Below are 15,170 nucleotides of genomic sequence, written 5' to 3' on the forward strand. Positions count from 1 at the left end.
TTATATACGCGCCTCAGCACTCCGATGCGCGCGCGGGACGAGTCGGCGGCGAGAGTGGCGGGTCGGGCCGAATAGGATGGAGGGCTCATGATTCCCGTCCAGATCACCTTCCCCCCGGAGCTGCCCGTCAGCCAGAGGCGGGACGACATCGCCCGCGCCATCCGCGACAACCAGGTGGTCATCGTCGCGGGCGCGACCGGGTCGGGCAAGACCACCCAGCTGCCCAAGATCTGCATCGAGCTCGGCCGTGAGAGTATCGGCCACACCCAGCCCCGGCGCCTGGCCGCCCGCACCATCGCCGAGCGAATCGCCGAGGAACTCGGCCAGGAGGTCGGCCAACTCGTCGGCTACCAGGTGCGCTTCACCGACAAGGTCGGCTCCGACACGCGCATCAAGCTGATGACCGACGGCATCCTGCTCAACGAAATGCACCGCGACAAGCTGCTGCGCAAGTACGACACCATCATCATCGACGAGGCGCACGAGCGCAGCCTCAACATCGACTTCCTGCTCGGCTACCTCCGCCAGCTTCTCCCGAAGCGCCCGGACCTCAAGCTCATCATCACCTCCGCGACGATCGACCCGCAGAGCTTCGCCGCGCACTTCGCGAAGCCCGACGGCACCCCCGCGCCGATCGTCGAGGTCTCCGGACGTACCTACCCGGTCGAGATCCGTTACCGCCCGCTGGTCGCCGAGGCACCGATCGAAACGGATGCCGACGACGACAGCGACATCGGCCCCGGCGCGGCATCCGTCGACCGTGACTACATCGAAGGCATCAGCGCCGCGCTCGACGAACTCGAACGGGAGTCGAACGGCGACGTGCTGGTCTTCCTCTCCGGCGAGAACGAGATCCGCGACGCTGCGGACGCGTTGAACGGCAAGTTCGGCGCCGGCGGGAGGACCGCACCGACCGAGGTGCTGCCGCTCTACGGCCGGCTCTCCTCCGCCGACCAGCACAAGGTGTTCCAGCCGTCGACCGTCGCGGGAGTGCGCCGCCGGATCGTGCTGGCCACCAACGTCGCCGAGACCAGCCTGACCGTGCCCGGCATCCGGTACGTGATCGATGCCGGGACCGCCCGGATCAGCCGCTACAGCGTGCGGTCCAAGGTGCAGCGGCTGCCGATCGAGGCGATCTCCCAGGCCTCGGCGAACCAGCGCTCCGGCCGGAGCGGTCGCACCAGCGACGGCATCGCGATCCGGTTGTACTCCGAGGAGGACTTCACCCGCCGGCCGGAGTACACCGAGCCTGAGATCCTCCGCACCAACCTGGCCGCCGTCATCCTGCAAATGATCTCGCTCGGCCTCGGCGACATCGCCGCTTTCCCGTTCCTCACCCCGCCGGACTCCCGCGGCATCAAGGACGGCCTCGACCTGCTGGGCGAGCTCGGCGCCATCGAGAACCGGCCTGCCTCCGGGCGTGCTTCCCGCCGTGTCGACACGACGGATGCCGGTGAAGACAAGACCGCACGCCTCACCCGGGTGGGCGAGCAGCTCGCGAAGCTCCCGATCGACCCTCGTTTCGCCCGGATGGTGGTCGAGTCCAAGACGCAGGGCACCAGCCGCGAGGTGATGGCCATCGTCGCCGGCCTCACCATCCAGGATCCGCGCGAGCGCCCGCTCGAACGCCGCGCACAGGCCGACTCCCAGCACGCGCGGTTCGCCGACCCCACCAGCGACTTCCTCACCCTGCTGAACCTCTGGAACTACCTGGAAGAGAAGCAGAAGGAGCTCGGCTCGAGCGCGTTCCGACGCCTCTGCAAGAACGAGTACCTCAACTACCTGCGGGTGCGCGAATGGCAGGACGTGTACCGGCAGCTCCGCCAGCTTGCCAAGCCGCTCGGACTGGCTGTGTTCGACTCCAAGGCTGGCGGCGACTCGAGCGTGAACCCCGACGGAATCCACCGCTCCCTGCTGGCCGGCCTCCTGTCGCACCTCGGTCTCAAGGACACCGCAAAACGCGACTACATCGGCGCCCGACAGCAGCGGTTCGTGCTGTTCCCCGGCTCTGCGCTGGCGAAGAAGCAGCCGAACGCCGTGATGAGCGCCGAGCTGGTCGAGACCAGCCGCCTGTTCGCCCGGATGAACGCCGCCATCGACCCCGCCTGGGCTGAGCCGCTGGCTGGCGACCTGGTGAAGCGCAGCTACTCCGAACCGCACTGGGAGAAGAAGCAGGGCGCCGTCGTCGCCTGGGAACGCGTCACGCTCTACGGAGTCCCGATCATTGCCCGCCGCCGGATCCAGTTCTCGCGCATTGATCCTGCCTACGCGCGCGACCTGTTCATCCGTTCCGCCCTCATCGACGGAGAGTGGGACATCGACCGGCTGGACCGGCGGGTCACCGCCTTCGCCCGGGAGAACGAGAAGCTCCGCACCGAGCTTGCGGCGCTGGAGGAACGCACCCGCCGACGCGACATCCTGTTCGACGACGAGGCCGTTTTCGACTTCTACGACAGGCGGCTGCCGGCCGATGTGTCGTCAACGCGCACCTTCGAGACGTGGTGGAGGAAGGCCCGGCAGGAGACCCCGAACCTGCTGACGATGACGGCCGAGGCGCTGGTGCCCGAGGACGCCCCCGACGTCGACGAGTCGCTGTTCCCACCCGAGTGGCGGCAGGCCGACCAGCGGTTCGCACTCAGTTACCGCTTCGAACCCGGTGCAGACGACGATGGTGTGACGGTGCAGGTTCCGCTGCCACTGCTTGCCCGGCTCTCCCCTTCCGGCTTCGACTGGCAGGTGCCCGGGCTTCGCGCCGACCTCGTCACGGCCCTGATCAAGTCGTTGCCCAAGGTGATCCGGCGGAACGTGGTTCCAGCGGCCGACTGGGCGGCGCGACTGCTGGGCGAACTGCCTGTGGTCTCGACCCTTCGAGACGGCCGCGAGCGGCCTCCTCAGGGCGGCGCAGGCTCGACCACCGCGGTGGTCGAGCCTGTCGAGTCCTTCCCGGCGACCCTTGCGGCACTCATCCAGCGGCTCACCCACGTGCCGGTCACGGCGGCCGACTTCGACCTCGACCGGGTCCCCGGGCATCTCCGAATGACCTTCCGGGTGGTGGATGAGCGCGGGCGAACCGTGGCGGAGGGGAAAGACCTCGGTGACCTGCAACGCCGGCTGGGGGCGCGAGCCCGCGAGAGCGTGGCCGCGGCATCCGTTGCACACACCCCCAACGCGATCGAACGCAGCGGACTGACCACCTGGGATTTCTCGGAGCTGCCCCGCCACCTCGACACGCAGCAGGCCGGTAACGTGATCCGCGCCTACCCGACCCTGATCGACGACGGGGCATCCGTGTCGATCCGTCTGATGAGCACAGAGGCCGACCAGGCCCGCACCCTGCCCGGTGGAGTGCGCCGGCTGCTGTTGCTCGCCACTCCGTCGCCGGTCGCGTACGTGCAGCAGCACCTGACCGGCGCGGAGAAGCTGAGCCTCGCGACCAGTCCGTACCCGTCGACGCCGGCGCTGTTCGACGACTGCCTCGCCGCGTGCGTCGATGAGGTGCTGTACCGGGTCAAGCCGGACGGGCTGGTGTTCATGAAGGCCGAGTTCGACACCCTCCGTGACCGGGTGTCGGGGGTTGTCATGGACTCGATGTTCGACACCGTCGGCCTGGCCGCTCGCGTCCTGGCCGCGTCCCGCGCCGCGGACAAGGCGCTCAAGGGCGCCACCAGCATGGCGTTGCTGCCGGCGCTGTCGGATGCCCGTGTGCAACTCGACGGGCTCGTCTTTCCGGGTTTCGTGAGCGCGACCGGGCTTGTGCACCTGCGGCACCTGCCGCGCTACATCGCCGGCATCACGGCGCGCATCTCGAAGCTGGCCGACAATCCCGGCCGCGATCGGGTCTGGATGAACGAGGTGCTGTCCGCGACGGCCGCATTCTCCAGCGCGGGCGGCCACATTCCACTCGAGCCGCACTCGGCGGCAAACCTGGTGCGGGCGCGGTGGATGATCGAAGACCTGCGGATCAGCTTGTTCGCCCAGGAACTGAAGGCTGCGGAGTCGGTCTCGTTGCAGCGGATCCAGAAGGTCCTCGCCGGCTGAACCTGACCGGCTGAACCGCCCGAGTTCAGCCGCCCAGGATCCTTGCCTTCTGAGTCGCGAATTCCTCCTCGGTCAGCACGCCCTGTGCTTTCAGTTCGGCCAGGGTCTTAAGCTGCTCCAGCGGATCGGCCGCCGGCGCCGCGGAATTTCCTCATCCGTGCGGGGTGATCCTGCCCGTTCAGCCGGCGACGATGTCCTTCGCGTGGTCGGGGACGTACCTGAATTTCTCCCGCGGCGGCCGCTCATAGTCGTTCGCTTTCGGGCGATCGGGGATCGTCACGTCCTCCGGCTCGAGGCGTTCGTACGGAACCTGCGAGAGCAGGTGCCGGATCGTGTTGAGCCGGGCGGCACGCTTGTCGTCGCTCTCGATGGTCCACCACGGGGCCTCAGGCGTGTCCGTGACCTCGAACATCGCGTCCTTGGCCCGGGAGTAGTCCTCCCACTTCAGGATCGACAGCAGGTCGGTCTCGGACAGCTTCCACCGTCGCATCGGGTCGAGCAGGCGTGAACGGAACCGCGCTTGCTGCACATCGTCCGACACGGAGAACCAGTACTTGACCAGGATGATGCCGTCATCGACGAGCATCCGCTCAACCACAGGCGCCTGGTCAAGAAAACGCTGGTACTGCTCATCCGTGCAATATCCGAGCACGTGCTCGACGCCGGCGCGGTTGTACCAGGAACGGTCCATCAGGACGATCTCGCCCGCGGTGGGCAGCCGTTCGATGTACCGCTGGAAGTACCACTGCCCTTTTTCGCGCTCATTCGGAACCGGCAGGGCGACCACTCGCGCCGATCGTGGATTCAGGTACTGCACGATCCGCTTGATCACACCGCCTTTGCCCGCTGCATCGCGTCCCTCGAAGATCACGACGACGCGCGCGCCGGTCGCGATGATCCACTGCTGCATGCTGACCAGCTCGATCTGCAGCCGCTCGAGCTCCGCTTCGTAGAGCTCTTTCGGTATCCGCTTGTCGTGGCCGCGGTTGGTCTTGTTCTTCTTCGGCTTCTTCGTGCCTGACACGGTCTAGAGCACCTTGGACAGGAAGGCCTGGGTGCGCTGGTGCTGCGGGTTGGCCAGGACCTCGGTCGGGTCGCCGGACTCCACGACGACGCCGCCGTCCATGAACACGAGCGAGTCGGCGACTTCGCGAGCGAAGCCCATTTCATGCGTGACCACGATCATGGTCATGCCATCCTTGGCCAGGCCCTTCATCACATCGAGGACCTCACCGACCAGCTCGGGGTCGAGCGCGCTCGTCGGCTCGTCGAAGAGCATCAGCTTCGGCTCCATCGCCAGCGCCCGCGCAATCGCCACCCGCTGCTGCTGGCCGCCGGAGAGGTGCGCGGGGTAGTAACTGGCGCGGTCGGCCAGGCCCACCCGGGTCAGCAGGCCGAGCGCCTTCTGCTTGACCTCGGCCTTCGAGAGGCCTTTGACCTGCATCGGGGCTTCCATCACGTTCTCCAACGCGGTCATGTGTGGGAACAGGTTGAACCGTTGGAACACCATGCCGATGTCACGCCGCTGCTTCGCGGCTTCCTTCGGGTGCAGTTCGTACAGTTTGCCGTTCGCCTCGCGGTAGCCGATCAGCTCGCCGTCCACGCTCAGCCGGCCGGCGGAGACCACTTCGAGGTGGTTGATGCAGCGGAGGAAGGTGGACTTGCCCGACCCGGAGGGCCCGACCAGGCACATCACCTCGCCGCGCTTGACCTCGAGCGAGATGCTCTTGAGCACCTGGTTGGTGCCGAAGCTCTTCGACACGCAGTCGGCCAGCACCATGGGTGGGATGTCGGTTGTCGCCTCGGTCATCAGTGGCCTCCGCTTTCGCGTTGTTGCGGCGGGACGATCACGGTCGGCTGGCCGGCCCCGACGACCGGCAGCGTGCCGGTCACTTCGCCGGGTTCGGTTCCCTTGCGGTCGGGCCGGCGGTCGCCGACGCCGCGGGCGAAGCGCTTCTCCAGGAAGTACTGTCCCACCATCAGGATGGAGGTGAAGAACAAGTACCACATCGAGGCGACGATCAGGGTAGGTATTGGATTGAACGTCTCTGCCGCGATGTCACGCGACCGGGTGTACAGGTCGAAGCTGAAGGGCACGGCGGTCACCAGCGACGTGGTCTTCAGCATCGAGATCACCTCGTTGCCGGTCGGCGGGATGATGATCCGCATCGACTGCGGGATGATCACACGGCGCATGGTCTGGAACCAGCTCATGCCGAGCGCCGTCGCGGCCTCTTCCTGGCCCCGGTCCACCGAGAGCAGCCCGGCTCGCACGATCTCCGCCATGTAGGCCGCCTCGTTCAACGCCAGGCCGATCACGGCAAGGGTGAACGTGTTGAGCGCCACCTTGGTGTCCATCTGGAACCAGGGTTCGGTGAACGGGATGCCGATGTCGATGGTCTGGTAGATGATCGAGATCAGGCCCCAGAACACCAGCTGCACGTAGACCGGGGTGCCGCGGAACACCCAGAGGTAGAACCAGGCCACGGCTTTCACGACCGGGTTCGGCGAGAGGCGCATCACCGCGAGGGTGACGCCGAGGATGATCGCGATCACCATCGAGTAGACGGTCAGCTGGAGGGTGACGAATGCGGCCATCGTGATGCGGCGGTCGAAGAGGTACTTCGCCACGGACGGCCAGTCGTAGGCCTCGCGCTGGGCGGCGTCGAGCACGAAGACCGCGAACGCGAGGATCAGCACGACGGCGAAAACGATTCGCCAGGGGTGCCTGAGCCGGATGGCCTTGATGGCGGCCGGTTCTGCGGCGCCGGCCGGCGGCGGGGTGGCCCCCGCTGCCGGCCGGTTCAGGTCTGCCGAGGTCATGATCTAGCCGTTCGCGGCTGCGTTGATCGTGATCTTGTCGATGCCGCCGTCGGCGACACCCCACTTGTCGAGGATCTTGCCGTATGAACCGTCGTCGACCATCGACTGCAGCGCGGCCTGGACGGCTTTGGTCAGGTCGGATCCCTTGGCCACCACCATGCCGTACGGTGCGACGTCGAAGGTCTTGCCCGCGGGCTGCAGCTTGCCCTTGGTCTGTGAGATCGCGTAGAGGGTGACCGGGGAGTCGGCGCTCATCGCATCGACCTGGCCGAGGGCGACGGCGTTGGTGGCGGCGTCCTGGGTGTCGAACGGAACCTTGTCGATCGGTGCCTTGCCGGCGGCAACGCACGCGTCGCTCTTGGCGGGCACCTCATCGGTGTCCTCGAACGTGGTGGCCTGCACGGCGACCTTCAGCCCGCAGGCGTTCTCGGGGTCGACGTCCTTGCCCTTCGCCGATGCCCACTGGATTCCAGCGGTGTAGTAGTTGACGAAGTCGACCTGCTTCTCACGCTCGACCGTGTCGGTGAAGGAGGATTCGCCCATGTCTGCCTTGCCACCGGTGACACTCGGGATGATGTTGTCGAACTTCGAAACCTGGTATTCGGGCTTCAGTCCGAGCTTCGCGGCGATGGCGTTGGAGATCTCAATCCCCCAGCCGATCGGGTTGCCGGATTCGTCCTTGTATTCGTTGGGTGCGTAGGTCGGGTCGGTGCCGATGATGAGCTTGCCGGACTTGGCGATCTTGTCGGGCAGCATGGCCGCCGCGGCGTCGTCCTTCTGCACATCGCTCGCCGCGCCGCTGCCTGAGGATCCCCCGGTGGATGGAGTGGAGTTGTCGACGCAGCCGGTGAGCATCAGGGCTGCAACGGCAGCGAGTGCCGGAAGTGCGTATCGTGCGCGCATGTGTGGGTCCTTCGTTGTTGGGCAGTGCTGCTGGGTCGCTCTTTCATCCTTGAAAGCCATAACGGTGCGACAAGGCGAGCTTATTACACCCTCCCGACGCTGATTACGTGCACCGGTAACGTTTTGAACACCGCAAATCGTGCGTGGGGACGGGCATGTTACCGACAGTGTCGGTACGGAATGGCGAGCGGATGCCCCTGTTTTAGGGTCGTGGTGTGGCATCCGTTCTTCCCACCCTCCACTACACGTCGCCGGACGACCCGCTCGCGGCGCCGCTGGTCGAGGAACTGGGCCGCGAATATGACGAGCGATACGGGTTGAACGATGGGATCCCGTCATCGGCGGAGTTGAGCCGATACCCGGCAGAGCTGTTCCAGCCGTCCCATGGCGGTGCCTTCCTGCTGCTCCTGGTCGACGGCCAGGCGGTGGCCGGCGGCGCTTTCAAGCGTGTCGACGATGACACGGTGGAGGTGAAACGGGTCTGGACGCACTCCGAGCACCGCCGCCGTGGCTATGCCCGGCTGGTGATGGCCGAGCTGGAGATCGAGGCGGCCCGCCGCGGCAACCGCACAGTGGTCTTGACCACGGGCGCCCGGCAACCAGAGGCGGTGGCGCTGTACCTGTCGCTCGGCTACCAGCCCCTGTTCGATCTCACCGGTGACCTGGAGGAGATTTCCTACCTGGGGTTCAGCAAGTCACTCTGACCGGACGCCGTGCCGCAGCTGGCGACAGGCCACCACGCGGCAACCCCGAGTCGCCCAGTTCTGCTGTGAGAACCCGGCCCCAGCAGCAGAAGCGGGCGACTCGGCGTGGATACCGACACAGCGTCAAGCGTGACCCGGACTTACGACCGGCCGGCGAGCACGTCGGCCGCGCCCGCGACCAGGGCGGATGCCGGAAGCCCGGCCCCGAGCAGCGCCTCCAGGCGCGGCATGACGTGGGCCGCCGCAGCGCCGAGCTGGGCGCCGTGCGGAAGCAGCTGGGCAGCGTGCAGCACCTCGATCGCGAGGACTTCCCGGAGGAGACCCACACCCCGCTGCAGCAGCTGCAGGGCGAGGGGGGCCTGGGTGGCCTGGTCCTCGACTCCGGAGAGGGTGGCGAAGCCGACCGTCGCCGGTGCGGCCAGCTGCCGGAGTTCGGCCAGGTTCGCCGACGCGGCGTACCAGAGCAGGCCCGGGATCCGCGCGGTGCCCGCGGCACGCATCGGCAGGGAGAGTTCCGAGAGCGCCGCGATCCGCCGTTCGCTGGCCGACGCGACATGGGCCAGGGTCACCCGCATCGCCTCGAATACGAGCGCGAGGGCGATCACTTCGAAGTTGCCGCCGGAGATCATCCGCCCCGATTCCACGTCGACCAGCGGATTCTCCGCGCGGGCGTTCAGCTCGGTCTCGACGAGCGTACGAGTCGCCGCGATGGAACTCCGCCAGGCGCCGTGCAGCTGCGGAACCGTGCGGAAAGACAGTGGGTCCTGCACGGTCACCGTGCGGCCAGCGCGTTCCAACGGGCTTCCGGTGAGCATCTCCAGGACGGATGCCGCGGCATCCGCTTGTCCGGTCCGTCCGGCGGCGCGCTGGACCGCCGGGTCGAACGGGCTGAGATTGCCGCCGGTACCGTGCTGACCGACAGCCTCGAGGGACAGGGCGACCGCGAGGTCGGCTCCCACACTGAGCGTTTCAAGTTCGTCCACCGTGAGGGCGCCAACGCCGACGCTGTAGGAGTTGCCGCTGAGGGTGGCGAGGGCCTCGCCGGCTTCGAGTTCGACCGGAGCCAGGCCTGCCGCAGCCAGGGCCGCGGCGCCGGTGACCACTGCCGGGCCGGCCGCGGTGTCGACGAACGCCTCCCCCGCACCGGTCAGTACTGCGGCGACGGCCGCGAGATGGGTGAGGTCCCCGGCCCCGACCGACCCGCGCGCCGGGACGACCGGCACAACTCCGGCGTTGAGGAGCGCGGCGTAGGCGTCGGCCACGTCCGGGCGCACCCCGGAGCCGCCGCGGCTGAAGCCGGCCAGCCGCGCGAAGACCAGCGCACGCACCTCGCCGGCCGGCAGGGCCGGTCCGATACCGCCCACGTGGTTCGCGATGACCCGGCGCTGGAAGTCGGCGAGCTCATCGGTGGTGAGCACCGTGTCCCGGCCGGCGCCCAGCCGGGTGTTCAGTCCGTAGACGGCGCTGCCACCGGCCAACGCCGCCTCGACGACGCCGCGGGATCGGCCGATGTTCTCGACCGCACCGGCGTCGAGAACGACGCGGGCGCCTGATGCCGCGGCGACGACATCCGCTACCGTCGCAGCGGACGAGCCGAGCGTCACGGTGTCGGAGCGGGTCTGGGCCATCAGAAGTCCTGCAGGTTCGCGCGGAGGCCGCCGTCGCCGAGTTCGGTGCGCAGGAGGCCCCGTCGGCGGAGCGCCGGCACCAGCGGGTCGAGGGTGCGGTGCACGTGCGCGGGGTGCACCTGCCCGGTGAACAGGAATCCATCGCCGCCCACCGCGTCGGCCAGCTCACCGAGGTGCTCGGCGACCTCGTCGGCGGTGCCGATGACGGCCAGGCCGTCCTTGTTGGCGCGCGCCTGCAGGATCTCGCGGAGGGTCGACCCGGCCGGGGCCGACTTCACGAAGTTGTCGAGTGTGCCTTGGTTGCTGTTGGTGCTGAGACCCTGCAGCGGCGCGTCGAGGTCGAAGCGCTTGAAGTCGATCCCCGACAGGTAGGACACGGCCTGCAGTTGTTCGTCGATCGCGGCCTGGGTGAGTTCGGACCGCCGGGCGCGAACGGATGCGGTCTCCTCGGCATTGGCGGTGAGGATCGGGTTCACGACGAACAAGACCTTGACCTGGTCGGGGTTCCGGCCGTTGGCGGCGGCCACCCGGCGGATGGACTCGCGATAATCGCGCATCCGCTCGGGAGTGGACGCGAGGGCGAGGATGACGTCGGAGTTCTTCCCGGCGAAGTCGCGGCCGCGGCCGGACGCGCCGGCCTGCACCATCACCGGCTCGTCGGCCGGCGGCACGGCGTTCAGCGGGCCACGCACCTGGAAGAAACGGCCCTGGTGGTTGATCGGGCGCACCTTGGTGTGGTCGGCGAAGACGCCGCCCGCGGTGTCTTCGAGCACGGCGTCGGCATCCCAGCTGCGCCACAGCTGCCGGACCACGTCGACCCATTCATCGGCCCGGTCGTAGCGGAGGTCATGTTCCACCTGGCGGTCGAGGTTGTAATTCTGGGCGGCGAGGTCACTGCCGCTGGTGACCACGTTGAAGCCGAGCCGGCCGCCGGCGAAGTGCTGCAGGGTGGCCAGCAGTCGCGCCGCGGTGAAGGGTTCGTAGAAGCTGGCGGACAGGGTCGGCACGATGCCGATCTTGCTGGTCGCGCCGAGCAGGTACGGCACCAGCGGGAGCGGGTCGTGCTTGGGCACGAAGCGCGCGTTGGCGAGGTTGACTTCGGCGGTGCCGCCGTAGGTGTCGGGGACGGCGACGCCGTCCTCGACGATGAAGAGGTCGAGGCCGCTGGCTTCGAACAGCCGGGCGGCGTCCTGGTAGACCGGCGGCTGTTTCCAGTCGTAGCCGATGCCGTAGCTGGGGTCCCCCCAGCCCTGCACACCGAATCCGGCGCCGAGGAACCAGCCGAAGTGCTGCAGCGTCACGCCTTGTCTCCTTGCCTGAAGGGGTGCTCGGCCGGGAGCCGGTCCTCCGCCTGCGGGCCGAGGCCGTTGCCGGCCAGCCAATCCGGGTTGAACGCTTTGGTGAGGTAGTTGGTTCCCGAGTCCGGGGAGATGGCGACCACGACGGAGCCGGGCTCGGCGGTCCGCGCCACGGCCAGTGCCACCGCGACCGCCAGGCCGGATGACGGCCCGAGCAGCAGCGACTCCTCGCGGGCGAGGGCTTGCACCGTGTCGTACACGGTGCGGTTGTCCACCGTGACCACGTCATCGAGCACGTCGCGGTCGAAGGTGTGCGGCCACCAGTCGCGCGGCCAGCGGGTGCCGACCCCGTCGACCAGGATCGGGCCCTCCGCCTCCCCGGCATAGGTGGACCCGGCCGGGTTCGCTCCGATGACCCGCACCGGCCCGCCCGGGCGCCCCTGTGAGGCTTCCCGGAGGAAGCGGCCGGCCCCGCTGACCGTGCCGCCGGTGCCGATGGACGCCACGAAGTGGGTGATCCGGTGAGCCGTCTGCCGCCACACCTCAGGGCCGGTGCCGCTGTAGTGGGCACCGGGGTTGTTGCGGTTCTCGAACTGGCGCGACAACCACGCGCCGGGGATGCTCGCCGCGATGCGTTCGGCGACGGCGCGCGGGTTCCGCGGGTCGTCCGGCGGGGCGTCCCAGTCCGCTTCGACCAGGGTGGCGCCGTACGCCGCGAGCAGCTGCCGCTTCTCGGCGGAGATGTGCGCGGTGTGCACGATGACGACCGGGTGGCCGGTCAGCCGCCCGACCAGGGCCAGGCCGATGCCGGTGTTCCCGGAGGAGGATTCCACGATCGTAGCGCCGGGTGCGAGCTCGCCGCTCTCCTCGGCCCGCCGGATGATGTTCAGCGCCGCGCGGTCCTTGGCCGACCCGCCGGGGTTGCGTCCCTCGAGCTTGACCAGCACCCGTCCGGGCAGCCCAGCGGCGAGGGTGCGGAGTTCGACCAGCGGGGTGTTGCCGATCAACCCCGCAGCGGATGCCAGCACGTCTTCCCGCACATCGGTGGCCGGCGAAGTGGCGCCCGCAGCAGCCCAGTCGATCGTGGTCATCCGCTAATGGTAGGTCTCGGAACGGTGCGGGCTCATGCCGGTGTCACTCTGTTACGCCGGCGCCCACACCCTTGCCGAAGCGCCGGAGCGTGCCTAGCATCGAGGCAAAGCAGAGAGGGTGTGGAGACATGCGCGACCCCAACGACGACACCGGCCCGGTGAACGACGACGACGCGACCACCAGCGCAACGGATGACAGTTCGGTCGGATTCGGCAACCGGCCCGAAGAGTTCCTGGAGGATACCGCGCCGCACCCCAGTGGGCTGATCGACGGCGGCCCGCCGGAGGAACCGGGAATCAACAAGCAGCGCGATCTCGACAGGCGGGAGGCCGTGGAGGAGGATACCGCGATCGACAACGACCGCGAGGCCACGGGCATCCCGGGGGCACCGGGCACTGCCGCGGGAGCCGACGAGGAGATGCCCGACTAGGTCAGCCCGGGTGTCGGGCTCAGCGCGGGGGTTCCGCGCCCTGCTGGGGTTCTGCGCCGGTCTGGCGTCCCCCGCCGGTTTGGCGTCCCGCGCCGGTCTGGCGTCCCGCGCCGGTTTCCACCGCCCGACCCGGGAAGTTCGACCACTGCGACCAGGACCCGGGATAGAGGGCGGCTTCGAAACCGGCGATGCCGAGCGCCGCCACCTCGTGCGCCGCGGTGACCCCTGAACCGCAGTAGACGCCGACCGGTGCGGCATCCGTCACCCCCAACGCCTCGAAGCGGGCGCGCAGTTCACCGGCGGGGAGGAACCGGCCGTCGGGCGCGAGGTTCCCGGCGGACGGGGCACTCACCGCGCCGGGGATGTGGCCGGCCTGCGGGTCGACCGGTTCGGTCTCACCGCGGAAACGGGCGCCGGCGCGGGCGTCGAGGAGCACGCCCTCCCCGGGGAGCCTGCCGGCGGCATCGGCGTCGAGGGTGGTGAGGTGGCCGTAGTCGAGGCTGACCCGGCCGGGCGTGATCGTCTCCTCGGCTGTGGACACCTGGAGACCGGCAGCGACCCAGGCGCCGAGGCCGCCGTCGAGCAGCAGAACGTTGCGCACCCCGGCGTGCCTGAGCAACCACCAGGCGCGCGCGGCGGACTGGTTGCCGAGGTCGTCGTAGACCACAACGGTGTCGCCGTCGTCGATCCCCCAGTGTCGGGCCGCCGCCTGGAGCACACCGATCGCGGGAACCGGATGCCGCCCCTCGGCCGGGACCGCCGGCCCGGCGAGCTCCGTCTCGAGATCGGCATACGCGGCGCCTGGGATATGCCCCGCGAGGTATGCGATGCGCCCCGGCGGGCCGCCGAGCGCCCAACGCACATCGACCAGCCTGACGTCGTTCCGCCCGGCGCGCCAGGAGGCCAATTCGGGCGCTTCGATGAGTGTCTGCACAACTCAACGGTACCCGCCAGGGCACCGTCGGCTCCCTTAGACTTGGTGGATTGTGAGCAGCTACTGGAGCCTTCTGAGAACGCCCGGCGTTGCCCGTATCATCGCAGCCCAGCTTGTCGCCCGGTTCCCGTTCGGGATGCTTTCGCTGGCGTTCCTGATCCACATCGAGCACGCGTACAACTCCTACGCCACGGCCGGGATCGTCCTCGGCGCGATGAGCATCGGGCAGGCGATCGCCGGGCCGCTCACCAGCCGGCTGATGGGGCGGCTGGGGATGCGCCCGGTCATCATCGCAACCATCGCGGTCTGTGCGGCATCCGTCGTGGTGATGGCGCTCCTGCCCCTCCCGATCATCGGGCTGATTGTGATCGGGTTCCTCGCCGGACTGTCGACCCCGCCGATCCAGCCCGCCGTTCGCACGATCTACCCGAAGATGGTCAACTCCCGCCAGCTCACCCCCTTGTTCTCGCTCGACGCGTCGGCCCAGGAGATCATCTGGGTGGTCGGTCCGGTGGTGGCGACGCTCGTGGCCACGCAGGTCAGTTCGGTCGCCGGGATCCTGCTCGCGGCGGCCTTCATCGTCGGCGGCGGAATCTGGTTCGTGGCCTCCCCGGAGCTCGGCCGGGTGCGCATCCCTCGCAGCCGGCGCAAGCTCGGTGTGGTGCTCACCCGCCCGGCCGTGCTGCTCAGCACGATCGTCGGATTCATGCTGATTGCGGCATGTGCCGCGGTCGAGGCGGGTGTGGTCGCCAGCTTCGGCCACGGCAGTGCGGACTCCGGCTGGGTGCTGGCCATCTTCTCGGTCGGCTCACTGGTCGGCGGCCTGGCGCTCGGGCACGTGCCGATCGGACCGTGGGCGCTGGCCAGCCGGATGCTCATCGTGACCGTCGGCATCGCATTCGCCGCCCTCTCGTCGAGCTTCTGGTGGCTCTCGGTGACACTGTTCGTGGCCGGCATCGGCATCGCCCCGGCCCTGGCCGTGCTGTTCGGGATTGTGTCGGCGAGCGTGAAGTTCAGCGACACCGCCGAGGCCTACGGGTGGGTGGGCACGGGCCAGCTCATCGGTGCGGCGCTCGGCTCCGCCGTCGCCGGGTTCATGATCGACAACTACGGCCCGTCTGCGGCCATCCTGGTCGCGGCCGGCTTCGCCGCCCTCGGCTGCATCATCCCCACCCTCGGGCGCCGGTGGCACCCGGACCTGCGCGGCCGCGATGCCAGCCCGATCGCCGACACCGAGCCCGTGCAGGTGCAGCCTTCCTGACCCGCTCCCCCTCCTTCCCCTCCTTCCCCCTCCTTGTTCTCCTCGCCGAAACCGCAGTA

The 15,170-nt window shown here is 68.7% G+C and carries 13 protein-coding genes; 4 read left to right on the top strand and 9 right to left on the bottom strand.

The annotated features are described in order from the left end of the window. The first annotated feature begins 87 nt into the window (after positions 1–87). Positions 88–4,038: an ATP-dependent RNA helicase HrpA gene (gene hrpA / locus AB4Y94_RS07985; RefSeq protein ID WP_441727105.1), complete on the top strand. Its 3,951-nt coding sequence runs from the start codon at positions 88–90 to the stop codon at positions 4,036–4,038. 25 nt (positions 4,039–4,063) lie between these two features. Here hrpA and AB4Y94_RS07990 read toward each other — a convergent pair whose 3' ends face one another. From AB4Y94_RS07990 to AB4Y94_RS08010, 5 genes are read right to left on the bottom strand one after another with little or no spacing between them, the layout of a single operon-like run. Further along, a complete protein-coding gene (locus tag AB4Y94_RS07990) occupies positions 4,064–4,159 on the bottom strand; it encodes an SHOCT domain-containing protein (RefSeq protein ID WP_441727199.1) in 96 nt (31 codons plus the stop codon). 57 nt (positions 4,160–4,216) lie between these two features. Then, positions 4,217–5,005 (bottom strand): polyphosphate kinase 2, encoded by a 789-nt coding sequence (gene ppk2, locus AB4Y94_RS07995; protein WP_441727201.1) that lies wholly within the window; start codon positions 5,003–5,005, stop codon positions 4,217–4,219. 60 nt (positions 5,006–5,065) lie between these two features. Further along, on the bottom strand, positions 5,066–5,848 hold the full coding sequence (locus AB4Y94_RS08000; protein WP_441727107.1) for an amino acid ABC transporter ATP-binding protein: 783 nt from the start codon (positions 5,846–5,848) through the stop codon (positions 5,066–5,068). Continuing rightward, on the bottom strand, positions 5,848–6,861 hold the full coding sequence (locus AB4Y94_RS08005; protein ID WP_441727109.1) for an amino acid ABC transporter permease: 1,014 nt from the start codon (positions 6,859–6,861) through the stop codon (positions 5,848–5,850). Before AB4Y94_RS08005 ends, AB4Y94_RS08000 begins: the two co-directional genes overlap by 1 nt. A 3-nt stretch (positions 6,862–6,864) precedes the next feature. Then, complete coding sequence (locus AB4Y94_RS08010; protein WP_441727111.1) at positions 6,865–7,764, bottom strand: ABC transporter substrate-binding protein; 900 nt, start codon at positions 7,762–7,764, stop codon at positions 6,865–6,867. Positions 7,765–7,979: 215 nt separating this feature from the next. Here AB4Y94_RS08010 and AB4Y94_RS08015 point away from each other — a divergent pair, with 215 nt between their 5' ends. Then, complete coding sequence (locus AB4Y94_RS08015; protein ID WP_441727113.1) at positions 7,980–8,468, top strand: GNAT family N-acetyltransferase; 489 nt, start codon at positions 7,980–7,982, stop codon at positions 8,466–8,468. A 140-nt stretch (positions 8,469–8,608) separates the two neighbouring features. On the opposite strand, the gene AB4Y94_RS08020 is transcribed toward AB4Y94_RS08015, so the two are convergent. Genes AB4Y94_RS08020 through AB4Y94_RS08030 form a run of 3 tightly spaced genes read right to left on the bottom strand, consistent with a single transcriptional unit; the run spans position 8,609 to position 12,485 of the window. Further along, entirely contained in the window at positions 8,609–10,096 is a 1,488-nt protein-coding gene (locus AB4Y94_RS08020) for an aromatic amino acid ammonia-lyase (RefSeq protein ID WP_441727115.1), read from the bottom strand. After that, the gene (locus tag AB4Y94_RS08025) at positions 10,096–11,397 is read right to left on the bottom strand and encodes an NtaA/DmoA family FMN-dependent monooxygenase (protein WP_441727117.1); all 1,302 of its coding nucleotides are present in this window, start codon (positions 11,395–11,397) and stop codon (positions 10,096–10,098) included. The genes AB4Y94_RS08020 and AB4Y94_RS08025 overlap by 1 nt, the downstream gene beginning before the upstream one ends. Further along, positions 11,394–12,485 (bottom strand): PLP-dependent cysteine synthase family protein, encoded by a 1,092-nt coding sequence (locus AB4Y94_RS08030; protein ID WP_441727119.1) that lies wholly within the window; start codon positions 12,483–12,485, stop codon positions 11,394–11,396. Before AB4Y94_RS08030 ends, AB4Y94_RS08025 begins: the two co-directional genes overlap by 4 nt. Before the next feature lie 128 nt (positions 12,486–12,613). Here AB4Y94_RS08030 and AB4Y94_RS08035 point away from each other — a divergent pair, with 128 nt between their 5' ends. Beyond that, complete coding sequence (locus tag AB4Y94_RS08035; protein ID WP_441727121.1) at positions 12,614–12,916, top strand: hypothetical protein; 303 nt, start codon at positions 12,614–12,616, stop codon at positions 12,914–12,916. Positions 12,917–12,935: 19 nt separating this feature from the next. Here AB4Y94_RS08035 and AB4Y94_RS08040 read toward each other — a convergent pair whose 3' ends face one another. Continuing rightward, positions 12,936–13,850 carry a sulfurtransferase gene (locus AB4Y94_RS08040; RefSeq protein WP_441727123.1) on the bottom strand — a complete coding sequence of 305 codons (915 nt, stop codon included), beginning with the start codon at positions 13,848–13,850 and terminating at the stop codon, positions 12,936–12,938. A 52-nt stretch (positions 13,851–13,902) separates the two neighbouring features. Here AB4Y94_RS08040 and AB4Y94_RS08045 point away from each other — a divergent pair, with 52 nt between their 5' ends. Continuing rightward, positions 13,903–15,111, top strand: a complete 1,209-nt coding sequence (locus AB4Y94_RS08045) for an MFS transporter (RefSeq protein ID WP_441727125.1) — start codon at positions 13,903–13,905, stop codon at positions 15,109–15,111. Positions 15,112–15,170 lie beyond the last annotated feature (59 nt).

It is taken from the genome of Glaciibacter sp. 2TAF33 (assembly GCF_052114945.1).
Lineage (GTDB): Bacteria > Actinomycetota > Actinomycetes > Actinomycetales > Microbacteriaceae > Cryobacterium.

Excerpts from the sequence above, each read along its gene's own strand:
- hrpA (WP_441727105.1), top strand. The coding sequence starts at position 88 with ATGATTCCCGTCCAGATCACCTTCCCCCCGGAGCTGCCCGTCAGCCAG.
- AB4Y94_RS08000 (WP_441727107.1), bottom strand. The coding sequence starts at position 5,848 with ATGACCGAGGCGACAACCGACATCCCACCCATGGTGCTGGCCGACTGC.
- AB4Y94_RS08005 (WP_441727109.1), bottom strand. The coding sequence starts at position 6,861 with ATGACCTCGGCAGACCTGAACCGGCCGGCAGCGGGGGCCACCCCGCCG.
- AB4Y94_RS08010 (WP_441727111.1), bottom strand. The coding sequence starts at position 7,764 with ATGCGCGCACGATACGCACTTCCGGCACTCGCTGCCGTTGCAGCCCTG.
- AB4Y94_RS08020 (WP_441727115.1), bottom strand. The coding sequence starts at position 10,096 with ATGGCCCAGACCCGCTCCGACACCGTGACGCTCGGCTCGTCCGCTGCG.
- AB4Y94_RS08030 (WP_441727119.1), bottom strand. The coding sequence starts at position 12,485 with ATGACCACGATCGACTGGGCTGCTGCGGGCGCCACTTCGCCGGCCACC.
- AB4Y94_RS08035 (WP_441727121.1), top strand. The coding sequence starts at position 12,614 with ATGCGCGACCCCAACGACGACACCGGCCCGGTGAACGACGACGACGCG.